The sequence below is a fragment of the Streptomyces sp. NPDC046557 genome, from assembly GCF_040645975.1.
Classification (GTDB): Bacteria; Actinomycetota; Actinomycetes; order Streptomycetales; family Streptomycetaceae; genus Streptomyces.
This window is the reverse complement of sequence record NZ_JBEYZH010000014.1, coordinates 1-16510: the sequence shown is the minus strand read 5'-3', so window position 1 is coordinate 16510 and position 16510 is coordinate 1. Positions and strand designations below refer to the sequence as shown.

Here is a 16510-nt window from a genome sequence, read left to right as displayed (position 1 = left end):
CCTCGTACGAGTGGAGGGGAAGATCACAGATGCCGGCCAGACAAGTCCTGCCGGGACGGCGGCCGTCCGCCACCAAGGCCGTGAAGGCCGTGAAGGCGGTCAGAGCCGCCACCTCCGTGAAGACGGTCCGGGCGCAGGGCCGCAAACGCCCCGCGCCCCGCCCCGGCGGCCCCGCGGGCCGCGGGCCGCTCGCCGGGCTCCGGCGCACGCAGTGGCAGTTGCGCAAAGCCTGGGACCGTCCGCTCACCGCGTATTACCTGATTTTCGGCAGCTCGCTGCTCATCACCGTCCTCGGACTGGTGATGGTCTACTCCGCCTCCATGATCAAGGCGCTCCAGCTGGGCCTGGGCGACGCCTACTTCTTCAAGAAACAGTTCCTGGCCGCCCTGATCGGCGCCGGCCTGCTGCTGATCGCCTCGCGGATGCCGGTCAAACTCCACCGGGCGCTCTCCTATCCGGTGCTCGCCGGAACCCTCTTCCTGATGGCCCTGGTCCAGGTCCCCGGGATGGGGGTGTCGATCAACGGCAACCAGAACTGGATCTCCCTCGGTGGCCCGTTCATGCTCCAGCCCAGCGAGTTCGGCAAGCTGGCGCTGATCCTGTGGGGCGCCGACCTGCTGGCGCGCAAGGGTGAGAAGGGGCTGCTGAGCCAGTGGAAGCACCTGCTGGTGCCGCTCGTGCCGGTGACCTTCCTGCTGCTCGGACTCATCATGCTCGGCGGGGACATGGGAACCGCCATGATCCTCGGGGCGATCCTGTTCGGGCTGCTCTGGCTCGCCGGGGCGCCCACGAGGATGTTCGCGGGCGTGCTGGCCTTCGCGGGTGTGATCGTCGTACTGCTGATCAAGACCAGCCCGCACCGGATGGACAGGCTCGCCTGCATCGGTGCGACAGAACCGGGCAAGAACGACCTTTGCTGGCAGGCCGTGCACGGGATCTACGCACTCGCGTCCGGTGGATGGTTCGGTTCCGGTCTGGGTGCGAGTGTGGAAAAATGGGGGCAACTCCCCGAAGCCCACACGGACTTCATCTTTGCCATCACCGGTGAGGAACTGGGTCTGGCGGGGACGCTGTCGGTGCTCGCCCTGTTCGCGGCTCTAGGCTATGCGGGTATCCGCGTGGCCGGACGCACGGAGGACCCCTTCGTACGGTATGCCGCGGGAGGCGTGACCACGTGGATCACGGCGCAGGCCGTGATCAACATCGGTGCGGTGCTCGGTCTGCTGCCGATCGCCGGGGTCCCGCTCCCGCTGTTCTCCTACGGAGGGTCCGCCCTGCTGCCGACCATGTTCGCGGTCGGACTGCTCATCGCCTTCGCGCGGGGGGAGCCGGCGGCGCGCGCGGCGCTCGCGATGCGGCAGCCGAAGAACGGCCGGCTGCGGACCGGGCTGAGATGGAAGTCGATGAGACGGCGCGTCACCAGGCGTCCGTCCGGAGAGCGGTGAATTTCGGTGCATGTCGTACTCGCCGGTGGGGGGACCGCCGGCCACATCGAGCCGGCGCTCGCCCTCGCGGACGCCCTGCGCAGGCAGGACCCTTCCGTGGGCATCACCGCCCTCGGCACGGAACGCGGACTCGAAACCCGCCTCGTGCCCGAGCGCGGCTACGAGCTGGGGCTGATCCCCGCCGTTCCGTTGCCCCGCAAACCCACCCCCGAGCTGATCACCGTCCCCGGACGGCTGCGCGGCACGATCAAGGCGGCCGAGGAGATCCTGGAGCGCACCAAGGCCGACTGCGTCGTCGGCTTCGGCGGCTACGTGGCCCTGCCCGGCTACCTCGCGGCCAAGCGCCTCGGGGTGCCGATCATCGTCCACGAGGCCAACGCCCGGCCCGGACTGGCCAACAAGATCGGCTCCCGGTACGCGCACGCCGTCGCGGTGTCCACCCCGGACAGCAAGCTGCGCGGCGCCCGCTACGTGGGCATCCCGCTGCGCCGCTCGATCTCGACCCTGGACCGGGCCGCCGTCCGCCCCGAGGCGCGCGCCGCCTTCGGGCTGGACCCCAACCTCCCCACCCTGCTCGTCTCCGGCGGCTCGCAGGGCGCCCGCCGCCTCAACGAGACGATCCAGGCGGTCGCTCCGACCCTCCAGCGCTCCGGAATCCAGATCCTGCACGCGGTCGGCCCCAAGAACGAACTGCCGCGTGTCGACAACATGCCCGGGATGCCGCCGTATGTCCCGGTACCGTACGTGGACCGGATGGACCTCGCGTACGCCGCCGCCGACATGATGCTGTGCCGCGCGGGCGCGATGACCGTCGCCGAACTCTCCGCCGTCGGGCTTCCGGCCGCCTATGTACCGCTGCCGATCGGCAACGGTGAGCAGCGGCTCAACGCCCAGCCGGTGGTGAAGGCCGGCGGCGGCCTGCTCGTCGACGACGCGGAACTGACCCCCGAGTGGGTGCTCGGTCAGGTCCTCCCGGTGCTCGCCGACCCGCACCGCCTCTACGAGATGTCCCGCGCCGCCGCCGAGTTCGGCCGCCGGGACGCCGACGAACTGCTCGTCGGCCTGGTCTACGAGGCGATCGCCGCACGCAGTAACCGCTAGCCAGGAGGCACAGGAGTGGCCGGAGCGACGACCGCACAGCGAGGCAATCCCGGCCCCGGCCGGCCCCGCCCCAAGGGCGGGGGCTCCGGCGCTCCCACGCCGCCGGGCGGCCCGAAGTCGTCGAAGCGGAGCGGCCCGCGCGGGCCCGGCACCGGATCGCGCCGGGTCCTCGTGCTCGCCTCGCTCGTCGCGGCGGTGCTCCTCGCCGCCGCCGGCACCTGGGTGCTCTACGGGTCCTCCTGGCTCCGCGTCGAGAAGGTCACCGCCGCGGGCACCGACGTGCTCACCGAGCAGCAGGTGCTCGCGGCGGCGGCCGTGCCCGTCGGCGCGCCCCTGGTGAGCGTCGACAGCGACGAGATCGAGAGCCGGTTGCTCCGCCGGCTGCCCCGTATCGATTCGGTCGATGTGGTGCGGGCCTGGCCGCACGGAATTGGTCTGAAAGTGAAGGAACGCAAACCCGTCCTGCTCATCAGGAAGGACGCGAAGTTCGTCGAAGTGGACGCTTCGGGTGTGCGATTCGACACGGTGGCGAAAGCGCCCACCGGTGTCCCGGTCCTCGAATTGGTCGCGGAACGCTCGCCGAGCGGTCGTCGCTTCGACGCCGAACGGCTGCTGCGCGAGGCCGTGGGCATCGCCGGGAGCCTTCCCGAAGCCGTCGCCAGAGAAGCCGTGCAGGTCAAGGTGGAGTCCTACGACTCGGTCGTGCTCCAGCTGACGCGGGGCCGTACGGTCGTGTGGGGGAGCGGTGAACTGGGCGAGGCGAAGGGGCGGGCGTTGACCGCTCTGCTGAAAGCCGCGCCGGGCGCCGGGCACTTCGACGTGAGCGTGCCCACCGCCCCTGCGGTGTCCGGGAGTTGACGTCCGGTCGAACGGCGTCGCACCCTGGTTGGCCAGCGATACGGGTGATCACATAGGGTGAAAAGAAAAACGGGAGGTTCGGCGTGTTCGTTGAACACGCGCTACTTGTCGACTTAGTGTCCTGTTCGGAAGAGTCCAAGGAACAGACACACTCTCTCACCCTAAACTTCAGGGTGAGGGTTCGGGTCGGCGCGTACGGACCGCCCCATTTCGGCATCAGTCGTCGCAACGCAGGCCCGCGAGGCGGCGACACGTAACTCGAGGCGAGAGGCCTTCGACGTGGCAGCACCGCAGAACTACCTCGCAGTCATCAAGGTCATCGGTGTCGGCGGCGGTGGTGTCAATGCCATCAACCGAATGATCGAGGTCGGTCTCAAGGGCGTCGAGTTCATCGCCATCAACACGGACGCCCAAGCGCTGTTGATGAGCGACGCCGACGTCAAGCTCGACGTCGGCCGTGAACTCACCCGGGGCCTCGGCGCCGGCGCCAACCCGGACGTCGGCCGCAAGGCGGCAGAGGACCACCGCGAGGAGATCGAAGAGGTCCTCAAGGGGGCCGACATGGTCTTCGTCACCGCCGGTGAGGGCGGCGGCACCGGCACGGGCGGCGCACCTGTCGTCGCCAACATCGCGCGTTCGCTGGGCGCCCTGACGATCGGTGTGGTCACCCGGCCGTTCACCTTCGAGGGCCGGCGCCGCGCGAACCAGGCGGAGGACGGCATCGCCCAGCTCCGCGAACAGGTCGACACCCTCATCGTCATCCCCAACGACCGCCTGCTGTCCATCTCGGACCGCCAGGTCAGCGTGCTCGACGCGTTCAAGTCGGCCGACCAGGTCCTGCTCTCGGGCGTGCAGGGCATCACCGACCTGATCACCACCCCGGGCCTGATCAACCTCGACTTCGCCGACGTCAAGTCCGTGATGTCCGAGGCGGGCTCGGCCCTGATGGGCATCGGCTCGGCCCGCGGCGACGACCGCGCGGTGGCCGCCGCCGAGATGGCGATCTCCTCGCCGCTGCTGGAAGCCTCCATCGACGGCGCCCGGGGCGTCCTGCTGTCCATCTCCGGCGGCTCGGACCTCGGTCTCTTCGAGATCAACGAGGCCGCGCAGCTGGTGAGCGAGGCCGCGCACCCCGAGGCCAACATCATCTTCGGCGCCGTCATCGACGACGCGCTCGGCGACGAGGTGCGGGTCACCGTCATCGCGGCCGGGTTCGACGGCGGACAGCCCCCGGCCCGCCGGGACAACGTCATCGGCGCCGCGTCCACCAAGCGCGAGGAGCCGGCCCCGGCGCCGGTCCGCGCCGCCCCCGAGCCGGTTCGCCCGGCCTTCGGCGGACTCGGCACGGTCACCCCGCGTGAGGACCCCCCGGCTCCGGTCGAGATCCCGGTCGAGGCGGCCGCCCCGGCACCGCAGGTCCCGACGGCCCGTCCCTACGCGGACAGCCCGGCCGAGGAACTGGACGTACCGGACTTCTTGAAGTGACGCTGGCACACCACAGCGAGAACGGCGCGCACTTCGCCTTCACCGACAGGTGGGGCGGGGTGAGCGCCGTTCCGTACGAGGAGCTCAATCTCGGCGGCGCGGTCGGAGACGACCCGGCCGCCGTTCGCGCGAACCGGACGCGGGCCGCCGCGTCCCTGGGCGTCGACCCGGAACGGGTCGTCTGGATGAACCAGGTGCACGGCCGGGACGTTGCGGTGGTCGACGGACCGTGGGGCGCCGACCGGGAGGTCCCGGCGGTGGACGCGGTGGTGACCGGTCGTCGGGGGCTCGCCCTCGCGGTGCTCACCGCCGACTGCGTGCCCGTCCTGCTCGCCGACCCGGTCGCCGGGATCGCGGGCGCCGCCCACGCCGGGCGGCCGGGGCTGGTCGCGGGCGTGGTGCCCGCCGTCGTCGAGGCGATGACCGCCCTCGGCGCCGACCCCGCCCGCGTGATCGCCTGTACCGGACCGGCCGTCTGCGGACGGTGTTACGAAGTGCCGGCCGAGATGCGGGCGGCGGTGTCGGAGGTGGTTCCGGCCGCCTGGGGCGAGACCCGTCGGGGAACGCCCTCCGTCGACGTGGTCGCCGGGGTGCACGCGCAACTGGCCGAGGCGGGGGTGGCCGACAGTCGGCGATCCCCGGTCTGCACACTGGAGTCGCGGGACCACTTCTCGTACCGCCGCGACCGGGTGACCGGGCGGCTGGCCGGATATGTCTGGTTGGACTGAAATATGATGGACCGTAAGTCGGAACTCGCGGAGAACCTCGCGCGGGTGGAGGGGCGGATCGCCTCCGCGTGCGCGGCGGCCGGCCGTGTACGGGACGAGGTGACGCTGATCGTGGTCACCAAGACGTATCCGGCGAGCGACGTACGACTGCTGGCGGACCTGGGTGTCCGTCATGTGGCGGAAAATCGCGACCAGGACGCCGCCCCCAAGGCCGCGGCCTGCGCGGATCTGCCGCTCGACTGGCACTTCGTGGGCCAGTTGCAGACGAACAAAGTCCGTTCGGTCGCCGGATACGCGCACGTGGTGCAGTCGGTCGACCGACCGAAGCTCGTCACGGCGCTGTCCGCGGCGGCGTTGAACGCGGGGCGCGAGATCGGCTGCCTCGTACAGATCGCCCTCGACGCCGAGTCGGGCGAACGGGGCGCGCGGGGAGGGGCGGCGCCCGACCTGCTCCCGGAACTGGCGGAACTCGTGGACGCCGCGCCGGGACTGCGGCTCGACGGTCTCATGACCGTGGCCCCGCTGGCGGGTCCCTACGCGGGACGCGAACAGGCGGCCTTCGAGCGGCTGATGGAATTGTCATCCGGCCTGCGCGCCGACCATCCGGCTGCCACGATGGTATCGGCCGGAATGAGCGCGGACTTGGAACAGGCCGTGACGGCCGGTGCGACACATGTGCGCGTCGGCACTGCGGTACTCGGCGCGAGACCCCGGCTCGGGTAACGTCGCGAAGAAAGTCGGACCACAGCAGAAAATATGGTCATTTCCGCCGATGAGCGGACGGGCCACGTGGATCGCGGGCAGTTGGTGACATTGCCGACAAAGCCTTCGCCGGTACGGCGGCACCTGCGACAGGGCGATCCACCACAGAGCGGAGGACTCGGAGAATGGCCGGCGCGATGCGCAAGATGGCGGTCTACCTCGGCCTCGTGGAGGACGACCGGTACGACAATCCGGGGTACGACCCCGATGACGAGTTCGAGCCGGAGCCGGAGCCGGAACGGGATCGCCGGCGTCAGCCACCCGCGCACCAAACGCCCGTAACGGACGAACCGGTACGGGTCGTACAGCCTCCGGCGCCACGGGAACCCAGCCCGGCACCGGTCGAAAGCGGACGTCCGGCGCGAATCGCACCCGTGGCATCCATCACACCTGACCGCACCAACATGGAGAAGAACGCCCCCGTGATCATGCCCAAGGTCGTCTCCGAGCGGGAGCCGTACCGCATCACGACGCTGCACCCCCGGACCTACAACGAGGCCCGTACCATCGGGGAACACTTCCGTGAGGGCACTCCGGTGATCATGAATCTCACGGAGATGGACGACACCGACGCGAAGCGTCTGGTCGACTTCGCCGCCGGACTCGTGTTCGGTCTGCACGGCAGTATTGAACGCGTGACACAGAAGGTGTTCCTGCTGTCGCCTGCTAACGTCGATGTCACGGCGGAGGACAAGGCCCGCATCGCGGAGGGCGGGTTCTTCAACCAAAGCTAGACCGATCCGTCAGACACGGGGCCGGGAACAGAGCGGGAGCAGGGGAGAGGGAAGCGCGGGATGGGCGTCGCACTGCAGGTGGTCTACATCGCGCTGATGTGCTTCCTTATCGTGCTGATCTTCCGACTGGTCATGGACTACGTGTTCCAGTTCGCACGCTCATGGACACCCGGCAAGGCGATGGTGGTCGTTCTGGAGGCCACCTACACTGTCACCGATCCACCGCTCAAGCTTCTCCGGCGTTTCATCCCGCCGTTGCGTCTCGGGGGCGTGGCACTCGACCTGTCCTTCTTCGTTCTGATGATCATCGTTTACATCCTCATCAGTTTCGTGAGCACCGCTGCGAGAAGCGTGTGAACGATGAGCTTCTCCGCGCGCGCGGGGACAGTCCCGATACGGTCTTGCCGACTGCCGACGACTACGTAGAGGTGAAGAAGACATGCCGCTGACTCCCGAGGACGTGCGGAACAAGCAGTTCACGACCGTCCGCCTGCGAGAAGGCTATGACGAGGACGAGGTCGATGCCTTCCTCGACGAGGTCGAGTCCGAACTGACGCGCCTGCTGCGCGAGAACGAGGACCTGCGCGCCAAGCTGGCCGCCGCCACGCGCGCCGCCGCGCAGAACCAGCAGCAGCAGGGCATGCGCAAGCCGGAGCCCCAGGATCAGCGAGGCCCCGGCGGCCCCGTCCCGGCGGCCATATCCGGCCCGCCGCAGCAGCAGCCGCAGATGGGCCCGCCCCAGCTGCCGGGTGGCCAGCCGCAGCTGCCCTCCGGCCCCGGCGGACATGGTCCGCAGGGCCCGGGCCCGATGGGCGGCCCCATGCAGCAGCACACCATGGGCGGCCAGCAGCAGATGGGTCAGCAGCAGATGGGCCAGCAGCAGCAGATGGGCCAGCAGCCCATGCAGCAGCAGTCCATGGGCGGCCAGAACCCGCTCGGCCAGCCCATGGGTCAGCCGATGGGCCAGCAGATGCAGCCGATGGGGCAGCAGATGCAGCCCATGGGTCAGCCGATGCACCAGCAGCAGCCGCAGCTCCCGCAGCAGGGCCCCGGTGGCGACAGCGCCGCCCGCGTCCTGTCGCTCGCGCAGCAGACCGCCGACCAGGCGATCGCGGAGGCCCGCTCCGAGGCCAACAAGATCGTCGGCGAGGCCCGTAGCCGCGCCGAGGGCCTGGAGCGGGACGCCCGCGCCAAGGCCGACGCGCTGGAGCGGGACGCGCAGGAGAAGCACCGCGTCGCGATGGGCTCCTTGGAGTCCGCCCGCGCCACGCTGGAGCGCAAGGTCGAGGACCTGCGGGGCTTCGAGCGCGAGTACCGTACGCGCCTCAAGTCCTACCTGGAGTCGCAGCTGCGCCAGCTTGAGACCCAGGCCGACGACTCGCTCGCCCCGCCGCGCAACCCGGCCGGTCCGGCGCTGCCGCCGTCGCCGTCCCCGTCGATGGCTCCGGCCGGTGCGATGGGCCACTCCATGGGCGGCCCGTCCCCCATGGGCGGTCCCTCCCAGATGGGCGGCGGTCCGTCCTACGGCGGCCAGCAGCAGATGTCCCCGGCGATGACGCAGCCGATGGCTCCGGTGCGGCCGACCGCGCCGCAGCCGATGCAGGCGCCGTCTCCCATGCGGGGGTTCCTGATCGACGAGGACGACAACTAAGCCGCCGCCGCCTCTGTCGGCAGTCGCTTCACGGGCCGGGCCCGGTTCCCCTTCGGGGGCACCGGGCCCGGCCCGTTTCCGCACCCGGGTGCGGCGCGTGTGCCAGGGCTCCGCCCCGGACCCTGCGCCCCAAACGCCGGCGGGGCTGGGGTTTGGCCCCTGTCCGGCCGTCGGGTGCGGCCCGTTTGGGGCTCCGCCCCGGATCCGCGCCTCAGGCCGGCGGGGCTGAATGTGGCCGCCGCGCCTCAAACGCCGGCGGGGCTGGTTTTGGCCCCGGGCCGAGAATGATTCAGCCCGCCCGGCGATTGAGGGCGCGGGCGCGGAGCGGGCGCCTACGGGGCGGAGGCGGAGCCCCGGTCTTTGAGCCTCGCCGGCGCTTGAGGCGCGGGCGCGGAGCGCCGTGTAGTGACCTTGAGTCGCGCCGGCGCTTGAGGCTGGGGCACCGGACGGCCCTCGCAGTGGCTCCCGGGCGGGATACGGCTGTGGCCCGGACCCCCCGCGCGGGGGCCCGGGCCACAGCCGGCCGGAGCGGCTACGCCTTGCGGAGGCGGAACGTCAGGCCTAGGGCCTCGTCCGTGAACTCGGCGCCGTAGGCGCCGTCCGCCGGGCCCTGCGCGAAGTCCGTCGCCAGGACCTCGTCCGCGATCAGCGCCGCGTGGTCCGTCAGGGCCGTCACGACCTCCGCGTCCGACGCCGACCACCGCAGGGCGATCCGGTCCGCCACGTCCAGGCCGGAGTTCTTCCGGGCCTCCTGGATCAGCCGGATCGCGTCCCGGGCGAGGCCCGCCAGCCGCAGCTCCGGGGTGATCTCCAGGTCCAGCGCCACCGTGGCACCCGAGTCGGACGCCACCGACCAGCCCTCCCGCGGGGTCTCCGTGATGATGACCTCCTCCGGGGTGAGGGTGACCGGCTCGCCGTTCACCTCCACGGACGCCTCGCCCGAGCGCAGGGCCAGGGACAGCGCCGCCGCGTCGGCCGCGGCCACCGCCTTCGCGACATCCTGCACGCCCTTGCCGAAACGCTTGCCCAGCGCGCGGAAGTTGGCCTTCGCCGTGGTGTCCACCAGCGACCCGCCCACCTCCGACAGGGAGGCCAGCGAGGAGACGTTCAGCTCCTCCGTGATCTGGGCCTGGAGCTCGGGGGACAGGGCGTCGAAACCGACGGCCCCGACCAGCGCCCGCGACAGCGGCTGACGGGTCTTGACCCCGGACTCCGCACGCGTCGCGCGGCCCAGCTCCACCAGGCGGCGCACCAATTGCATCTGCTGCGACAGGACCGGGTCCACCGCCGAGGCGTCCGCGACCGGCCAGGACGACAGGTGCACCGACTCGGGGGCGTCCGAGGCGACCGGCACGATCATGTCCTGCCAGACCCGCTCCGTGATGAACGGGGTCAGCGGGGCCATCAGTCGGGTCACCGTCTCGACCACGTCGTGCAGGGTGCGCAGCGCTGCCGCGTCGCCCTGCCAGAACCGGCGGCGCGAGCGGCGCACGTACCAGTTGGAAAGGTCGTCCACGAAGGAGGACAGCAGCTTGCCGGCGCGCTGGGTGTCGTAGGACTCCATCGCCTCCGTGACCTCGGCGGTCAGCGTGTGGAGTTCCGACAGCAGCCAGCGGTCCAGGACCGTGCGGTCCGCGGGGGCCGGATCGGCCGCCGAGGGCGCCCAGTTCGCGGTGCGGGCGTACAGGGCCTGGAAGGCGACGGTGTTCCAGTACGTGAGGAGCGTCTTGCGGACGACCTCCTGGATCGTGCCGTGGCCCACCCGGCGCGCCGCCCACGGTGAACCGCCGGCCGCCATGAACCAGCGCACCGCGTCCGCGCCGTGCTGGTCCATGAGCGGGATGGGCTGGAGGATGTTGCCCAGGTGCTTGGACATCTTGCGGCCGTCCTCGGCGAGGATGTGGCCCAGGCAGACCACGTTCTCGTAGGACGACTTGTCGAACACCAGGGTGCCGACCGCCATCAGCGTGTAGAACCACCCGCGCGTCTGGTCGATGGCCTCCGAGATGAACTGCGCCGGGTAGCGCTTCTCGAAGATCTCCTTGTTCTTGTACGGGTATCCCCACTGCGCGAACGGCATCGAACCCGAGTCGTACCAGGCGTCGATGACCTCGGGGACGCGCACCGCTTCGAGGGAGCAGCCCTCGTGGGTGCAGGTGAAGGTGACGTCGTCGATGTACGGGCGGTGCGGGTCCAGGTCCGACTGGTCCGTGCCCGACAGCTCCGACAGCTCCGCGCGCGAGCCGACGCAGGTGAGGTGGTTCTCCTCGCAGCGCCAGATGGGCAGCGGGGTGCCCCAGTAGCGGTTGCGGGACAGCGCCCAGTCGATGTTGTTCTTCAGCCAGTCCCCGAAGCGGCCCTGCTTGACCGAGTCCGGGAACCAGTTCGTCTTCTCGTTCTCCCGCAGCATCGCGTCCTTGACGGCGGTGGTGCGGATGTACCAGGACGGCTGCGCGTAGTAGAGCAGGGCCGTGTGGCAGCGCCAGCAGTGCGGGTAGCTGTGCTCGTAGGCGATGTGCTTGAAGAGCAGGCCGCGGGCGTCGAGGTCGGCGGTCAGCCGCTCGTCGGCCTTCTTGAAGAAGATGCCGCCGACCAGCGGGACGTCCTCCTCGAAGGTGCCGTCGGGGCGGACCGGGTTCACGACCGGCAGGCCGTACGCGCGGCAGACCGCGAGGTCGTCGGCGCCGAAGGCGGGGGACTGGTGGACCAGACCCGTACCGTCCTCCGTCGTGACGTACTCGGCGTTCACGACGTAGTGGGCGGGCTCGGGGAACTCGACGAGGTCGAACGGGCGCTGGTACGTCCAGCGCTCCATCTCCTTGCCGGTGAAGGACTCGCCGGTGGCCTCCCAGCCTTCGCCGAGGGCCTTCTCCAGCAGCGGCTGGGCGACGACCAGCTTCTCCTGACCGTTGCTCGCGACGACGTAGGTGACCTCCGGGTGCGCGGCCACGGCGGTGTTCGAGACGAGGGTCCAAGGGGTGGTCGTCCAGACCAGCAGGGCGGCCTGACCGGCGAGGGGGCCGGAGGTCAGCGGGAAGCGCACGTAGACCGAGGGGTCCACGACCGTCTCGTAGCCCTGGGCCAGCTCGTGGTCGGAGAGGCCGGTGCCACAGCGCGGGCACCAGGGGGCCACGCGGTGGTCCTGGGTGAGCAGGCCCTTGTTGAAGATCTCCTTGAGCGACCACCACACGGACTCGACGTACTCGGGGTCCATGGTCCGGTAGGCGTCGTCCAGGTCGACCCAGTAGCCCATCCGGGTCGTGAGCTCGGCGAACGCGTCGGTGTGGCGGGTGACGGAGTCGCGGCACTTGGCGTTGAACTCGGCGATGCCGTACGCCTCGATGTCCTGCTTGCCGTTGAAGCCGAGCTCCTTCTCGACGGCGAGCTCGACGGGCAGGCCGTGGCAGTCCCAGCCGGCCTTGCGCGCGACGTGGTAGCCGCGCATGGTGCGGAAGCGGGGGAAGACGTCCTTGAAGACGCGGGCCTCGATGTGGTGGGCGCCGGGCATGCCGTTCGCGGTGGGCGGGCCCTCGTAGAAGACCCACTCGGGGCGGCCCTCGGACTGGGCCAGGGTCTTGTCGAAGGTCTTGTTCTCGCGCCAGAAGTCGAGAACGGCGTGCTCAAGGGCAGGCAGGTCGACCTGGGCGGGTACCGGGCGGTACTGCGGCGGTGTGGTCATGAGGCTGAACTCTTCCTCCGGCGGGATGCGACGTCCGTCCGGAGGGACGAGAGCCGACTGCTCCCGCGGTACCACCCTCCTTGGCCGCCGGCAGCGCCGGTGGCCCCCTCATTGGGGTGCGAAGCCGGTTCTACTCGCCGTCGTGACGGCTTTCTTCCGGCGGCTCCGGGGTGATCCTTCGCATCGCGCTCGCCCCCGGGCTCTCACCGTCCCCGGGTCGCTCCTGGCTGCGTCCGACGCTACTCGTCCCCATCCATGCCTTTCGCTGGGCCCAGTGTACGGGGCGGGGCGGTGCGCGGCCGACCGGTTTACCGGTCGGGGAGGGGGCGCGGGCGGGCCCGGCGGGGCGCCCCGGATGACCCGGATGGGCCGACGCGGCCGGTCGGCGCCCCGCCGGGACGGGAGGGGCGGATTACCGGGCTTCCGGCTGGGCACAACGGATGCAGGTTGACCACGACGGATGCGCGCCCCGTTGCCGCGCGGCCGGAGCCGATTTATCGTTCCGGCACGATTCGCGAGCAATGATCACAGTATGTGAAGGGGCCGCGGCCATGGTGGCGAAGAAGACCGCCGGGACTACCGAGAAGGCTGTCGAAAAGGCTGCCGGGGCCCGCGCCGAGACGGACGCCCCGGCCGGGAAGGGGGCCGCCACCCGGAAGACGTCCGCGACGGCTCCCGCCGCGAAGAAGGCGGCCGTGAAATCCGTGAAAGGCGTGAGAACCGCGGAGAAGGACGGCGGCAAGAAGGCGGCCGAGAGGAAGGCACCGGAGGCGAAGGCACCCGCGAAGAAGGCACCCGCGAAGAAGGCACCCGCGAAGAAGGCGCCCGGGAAGAAGTCGGCGGCCGAGAAGGCACCCGCCGAGAAGGCATCTGCCGAGAAGTCATCCGCGACCAAGACACCCGGGAAGAAGGCAGTGGTGGACAAGACGGCTGTGCAGAAGGCGCCCGCGACCACGGCATCCGCCGGCGGCAAGGCACCCGCGAAGAAGGCAGCCGCGAAGAAGGCGCCGACGGCGCCCGCGGAGAAGGCGACGGCCGCCGCCAAGAAGACGACGGCGAGGAAGACCGCGGCCAAAACGGCCGTGGCCGAGGGGGCGGCGCAGGCCGCGAAAGAGACTGGAGCCCGCACAGTGGTTGCCAAGAAGAGCACCGGCGCGACGCGCAAGACGGCCGAGGCCGCCACCAGCGGCCTCCCCAAGGCGGCCCCCGCCGCCACCGGCCCCGTGGCCCCCGGCCAGCTGCCCGTACGCCCCGGCGAGGACCCGTGGACGCCGGACGAGGTCGCCGAAGCCAGGTCGGAGCTGACCGGCGAGGTACTGCGGCTGCGCGCCGAGCTGGAGGCGTCCGAGCAGGCGATCTCGGGTCTCATGCGGGACTCGGGCGACGGCGCAGGCGACGACCAGGCCGACACGGGCACCAAGAACATCACCCGGGAGTCCGAGCTGGCCCTCGCGGCGAACGCCACCCTGATGCTGGAGCAGACGGAGCGGGCCCTGGAGCGCCTGGAGGCGGGCACGTACGGCTTCTGCGAGAACTGCGGCAAGCCCATCGGCAAGGCCAGGATGCAGGCGTTCCCGCGGGCCACCCTGTGCGTGGACTGCAAGCAGAAGCAGGAGCGACGGCACTGAACCGGCCCGGGCAGGCGGAGCGGCCCACGGCACCCTGACGTACTCTCGTGTCTCGTCAGGGTCCAGGAACCTGCCGGGAACCTGGTTCGTGCTAGTTCGAGGGACTCACGTGGCAGAGGCGGAGCGCATCATCGGTACGCCGGACGTCGGGGACGGCGCGGAGCCGGAGCCGACCGCGCCCAAGGGGCGCCGGCGGATCGCGGCGCTGCTCGTCGTGGCGGTACTGGCGTACCTGATCGACCTCGGAAGCAAGATGGTCGTCGTCGCCAGACTGGAACACCGACAGCCCATCGAGGTCGTCGGCGACCTGCTGAAGTTCGAGGCCATCCGCAACCCCGGGGCCGCGTTCGGCTTCGGCGAGGCGTTCACGATCATCTTCACCTGCATCGCGGCCACCGTGATCGTGGTGATCGTCCGGCTGGCCCGAAAGCTCTACAGCCTGCCGTGGGCGATCGCGCTGGGCCTGCTGTTGGGCGGCGCCCTGGGCAACCTGACCGACCGGATCTTCCGTTCGCCGGGGGTCTTCCGCGGGGCCGTCGTCGACTTCATCGCGCCCGCCCACTTCGCCGTGTTCAACCTGGCGGACTCGGCGATCGTGTGCGGCGGCATCCTGATCGTCCTGCTCTCCTTCAAGGGCCTGGACCCGGACGGCACCGTCCACGAGGACTGATCGAGGGACTGCTCGTCTGCCGAGTCCTGCATACTCGACAGGTGAGTACGATTCCCGAGATCCGCACCCTGCCCGTTCCCGATGGCCTTGAGGGCGAGCGCGTCGACGCCGCCATCGCCCGTATGTTCGGATTTTCCCGGACGAAGGCGGCCGAGCTCGCGGCCGCGGGGAAGGTGGCGGTCGACGGCAGCGTCGTCGGGAAGTCCGAGCGCGTGCACGGTGGCGCCTGGCTCGAAGTCGAGATGCCCGCGCCGGCGCGGCCGGTCGAGCTCGTCGCCGAGCCGGTCCCGGGCATGGAGATCGTCCATGACGACGACGACATCGTGGTCATCATGAAGCCGGTGGGCGTCGCCGCCCACCCGAGCCCCGGCTGGACCGGCACCACCGTCATCGGCGGCCTCGCCGCCGCCGGCTACCGGATCTCCACCTCCGGCGCGTCCGAGCGCCAGGGCGTCGTGCACCGCCTCGACGTCGGCACGTCCGGCCTGATGGCCGTCGCCAAGTCCGAGCGCGCGTACACCTCGCTCAAGAACCAGTTCCGCGAGCGCGTCGTGGACAAGCGCTACCACGCGCTGGTGCAGGGCCACCCGGACCCGATGAGCGGCACCATCGACGCGCCGATCGGCCGGCACCCCAGCGCGGACTACAAGTGGGCCGTGACGCAGGAGGGCAAGCCCTCCGTCACCCACTACGACCTGATCGAGGCGTTCCGCGCGGCCTCGCTGCTGGACATCAAGCTGGAGACCGGTCGTACGCACCAGATCCGCGTGCACATGTCCGCCCACCGCCACCCCTGCGTCGGCGACCTGACCTACGGCGCCGACCCGACCGTCGCCAAGCGGCTCGGGCTGACCCGCCAGTGGCTGCACGCCGTCCGCCTCGGCTTCGAGCACCCCGCCGACGGCCAGTGGGTGGAGTTCGAGAGCGGCTACCCGGCGGACCTCCAGCACGCCCTGGACGTGATCCGGGCCGAGAGCGAGTGACCTCCTTCACCGTTCGCGTGGCGGCCGGCGAGGCGGACCGCGCGGCGTGCTTCGCGGTGCGCCACCAAGTGTTCGTGGTCGAGCAGTCCGTACCGGAGTCGATCGAGTACGACGCCTACGACGCGGGCGCCGTGCACGTGCTGGCCGAGGGGCCCGACGGGAAGCCGCTGGGCACGGGCCGGCTGCTGTACGGGCCGGACGCCCTCGGCAAGACCGGCTCCCCGGAGGTCGGCTCCCTCGGGCGGCTCGCCGTGAGCGCCGCCGCGCGGGGGCTGGGCGTGGGCGCGGCCCTGGTACGGGCCATCGAGGCGGAGGCCGGCCGGCTGGGGCTCACCGCCGTGGACCTGGGCGCGCAGACGCACGCCCTCGGTTTCTACGAGCGCCTGGGCTACGTGGCCTACGGACCGGAGTTCCAGGAGGCGGGCATCCCCCACCGCGCGATGCGGCGCGCGTTGCCGTAGCGCGTCTTTCGGCCCCGCCGGCGGGTCCAGTCCCCGGCTGCCCGGGGCCGCGTCTTTCAGGCCCGAAAGGGGCGTATCTTCCCGCCCGCCGGCGTTTGAGGCGCCAGGCCGCAAAATCAGCCTCGCCCGGCGTTTGAGGCGCGGGGTCGGCATTTTCAGCCTCGCCGGCGTTTGAGGCGCGGGTCCGGGCGGAGCCCGGTGCCCGGCGGAGCCGGGTTTCGGGGGGGGGGGGGGGCCGCCCCCCCCCCCCCCCCGCCGCGGGCGGCGGGGGGGGGCGGGGGTTGGGGGTGGGGGTGGGGAGGGAGAAGGTTGTAGTAGGGGGGTG

General features: G+C 71.0%; 14 protein-coding genes. 13 read left to right on the top strand and 1 reads right to left on the bottom strand.

Annotated features, from left to right (window positions below):
• The first annotated feature begins 29 nt into the window (after positions 1 to 29).
• The 9 genes from ftsW to ABZ934_RS22225 all read left to right on the top strand — a co-directional run bounded on the left by ftsW (position 30) and on the right by ABZ934_RS22225 (position 8764).
• A complete protein-coding gene (gene ftsW, locus ABZ934_RS22265) occupies positions 30 to 1445 on the top strand; it encodes a putative lipid II flippase FtsW (protein ID WP_361315888.1) in 1416 nt (471 codons plus the stop codon).
• 6 nt (positions 1446 to 1451) lie between these two features.
• A complete protein-coding gene (gene murG, locus ABZ934_RS22260; RefSeq protein ID WP_361315885.1) occupies positions 1452 to 2546 on the top strand; it encodes an undecaprenyldiphospho-muramoylpentapeptide beta-N-acetylglucosaminyltransferase in 1095 nt (364 codons plus the stop codon).
• A 171-nt stretch (positions 2547 to 2717) separates the two neighbouring features.
• Positions 2718 to 3404, top strand: a complete 687-nt coding sequence (locus ABZ934_RS22255) for an FtsQ-type POTRA domain-containing protein (RefSeq protein ID WP_361316132.1) — start codon at positions 2718 to 2720, stop codon at positions 3402 to 3404.
• A gap of 279 nt (positions 3405 to 3683) precedes the next feature.
• Entirely contained in the window at positions 3684 to 4889 is a 1206-nt protein-coding gene (gene ftsZ / locus ABZ934_RS22250) for a cell division protein FtsZ (RefSeq protein WP_361315882.1), read from the top strand.
• Positions 4890 to 4891: 2 nt separating this feature from the next.
• On the top strand, positions 4892 to 5617 hold the full coding sequence (pgeF, locus tag ABZ934_RS22245) for a peptidoglycan editing factor PgeF (RefSeq protein ID WP_361316130.1): 726 nt from the start codon (positions 4892 to 4894) through the stop codon (positions 5615 to 5617).
• Between the two features lie 3 nt (positions 5618 to 5620).
• A complete protein-coding gene (locus ABZ934_RS22240; RefSeq protein ID WP_361315879.1) occupies positions 5621 to 6340 on the top strand; it encodes a YggS family pyridoxal phosphate-dependent enzyme in 720 nt (239 codons plus the stop codon).
• A 164-nt stretch (positions 6341 to 6504) separates the two neighbouring features.
• Positions 6505 to 7113 carry a cell division protein SepF gene (gene sepF, locus ABZ934_RS22235; protein ID WP_361315876.1) on the top strand — a complete coding sequence of 203 codons (609 nt, stop codon included), beginning with the start codon at positions 6505 to 6507 and terminating at the stop codon, positions 7111 to 7113.
• 60 nt (positions 7114 to 7173) lie between these two features.
• Complete coding sequence (locus ABZ934_RS22230) at positions 7174 to 7470, top strand: YggT family protein (RefSeq protein ID WP_030155988.1); 297 nt, start codon at positions 7174 to 7176, stop codon at positions 7468 to 7470.
• 82 nt (positions 7471 to 7552) lie between these two features.
• Positions 7553 to 8764: a DivIVA domain-containing protein gene (locus ABZ934_RS22225; RefSeq protein WP_361315873.1), complete on the top strand. Its 1212-nt coding sequence runs from the start codon at positions 7553 to 7555 to the stop codon at positions 8762 to 8764.
• A gap of 532 nt (positions 8765 to 9296) precedes the next feature.
• On the opposite strand, the gene ileS is transcribed toward ABZ934_RS22225, so the two are convergent.
• On the bottom strand, positions 9297 to 12443 hold the full coding sequence (gene ileS, locus ABZ934_RS22220; RefSeq protein ID WP_361315870.1) for an isoleucine--tRNA ligase: 3147 nt from the start codon (positions 12441 to 12443) through the stop codon (positions 9297 to 9299).
• A 551-nt stretch (positions 12444 to 12994) separates the two neighbouring features.
• Here ileS and ABZ934_RS22215 point away from each other — a divergent pair.
• The 4 genes from ABZ934_RS22215 (at position 12995) to ABZ934_RS22200 (ending at position 16185) form a co-directional block, all read left to right on the top strand.
• Positions 12995 to 14071: a TraR/DksA family transcriptional regulator gene (locus tag ABZ934_RS22215; protein WP_361315868.1), complete on the top strand. Its 1077-nt coding sequence runs from the start codon at positions 12995 to 12997 to the stop codon at positions 14069 to 14071.
• 109 nt (positions 14072 to 14180) lie between these two features.
• The gene (gene lspA, locus ABZ934_RS22210) at positions 14181 to 14741 is read left to right on the top strand and encodes a signal peptidase II (RefSeq protein ID WP_361315866.1); all 561 of its coding nucleotides are present in this window, start codon (positions 14181 to 14183) and stop codon (positions 14739 to 14741) included.
• Between the two features lie 41 nt (positions 14742 to 14782).
• The gene (locus ABZ934_RS22205) at positions 14783 to 15724 is read left to right on the top strand and encodes an RluA family pseudouridine synthase (protein ID WP_361315863.1); all 942 of its coding nucleotides are present in this window, start codon (positions 14783 to 14785) and stop codon (positions 15722 to 15724) included.
• Positions 15721 to 16185, top strand: coding sequence for a GNAT family N-acetyltransferase (locus ABZ934_RS22200; RefSeq protein WP_361315860.1), 465 nt, complete (start codon positions 15721 to 15723; stop codon positions 16183 to 16185). Before ABZ934_RS22205 ends, ABZ934_RS22200 begins: the two co-directional genes overlap by 4 nt.
• The last annotated feature ends 325 nt before the right edge of the window (positions 16186 to 16510 follow it).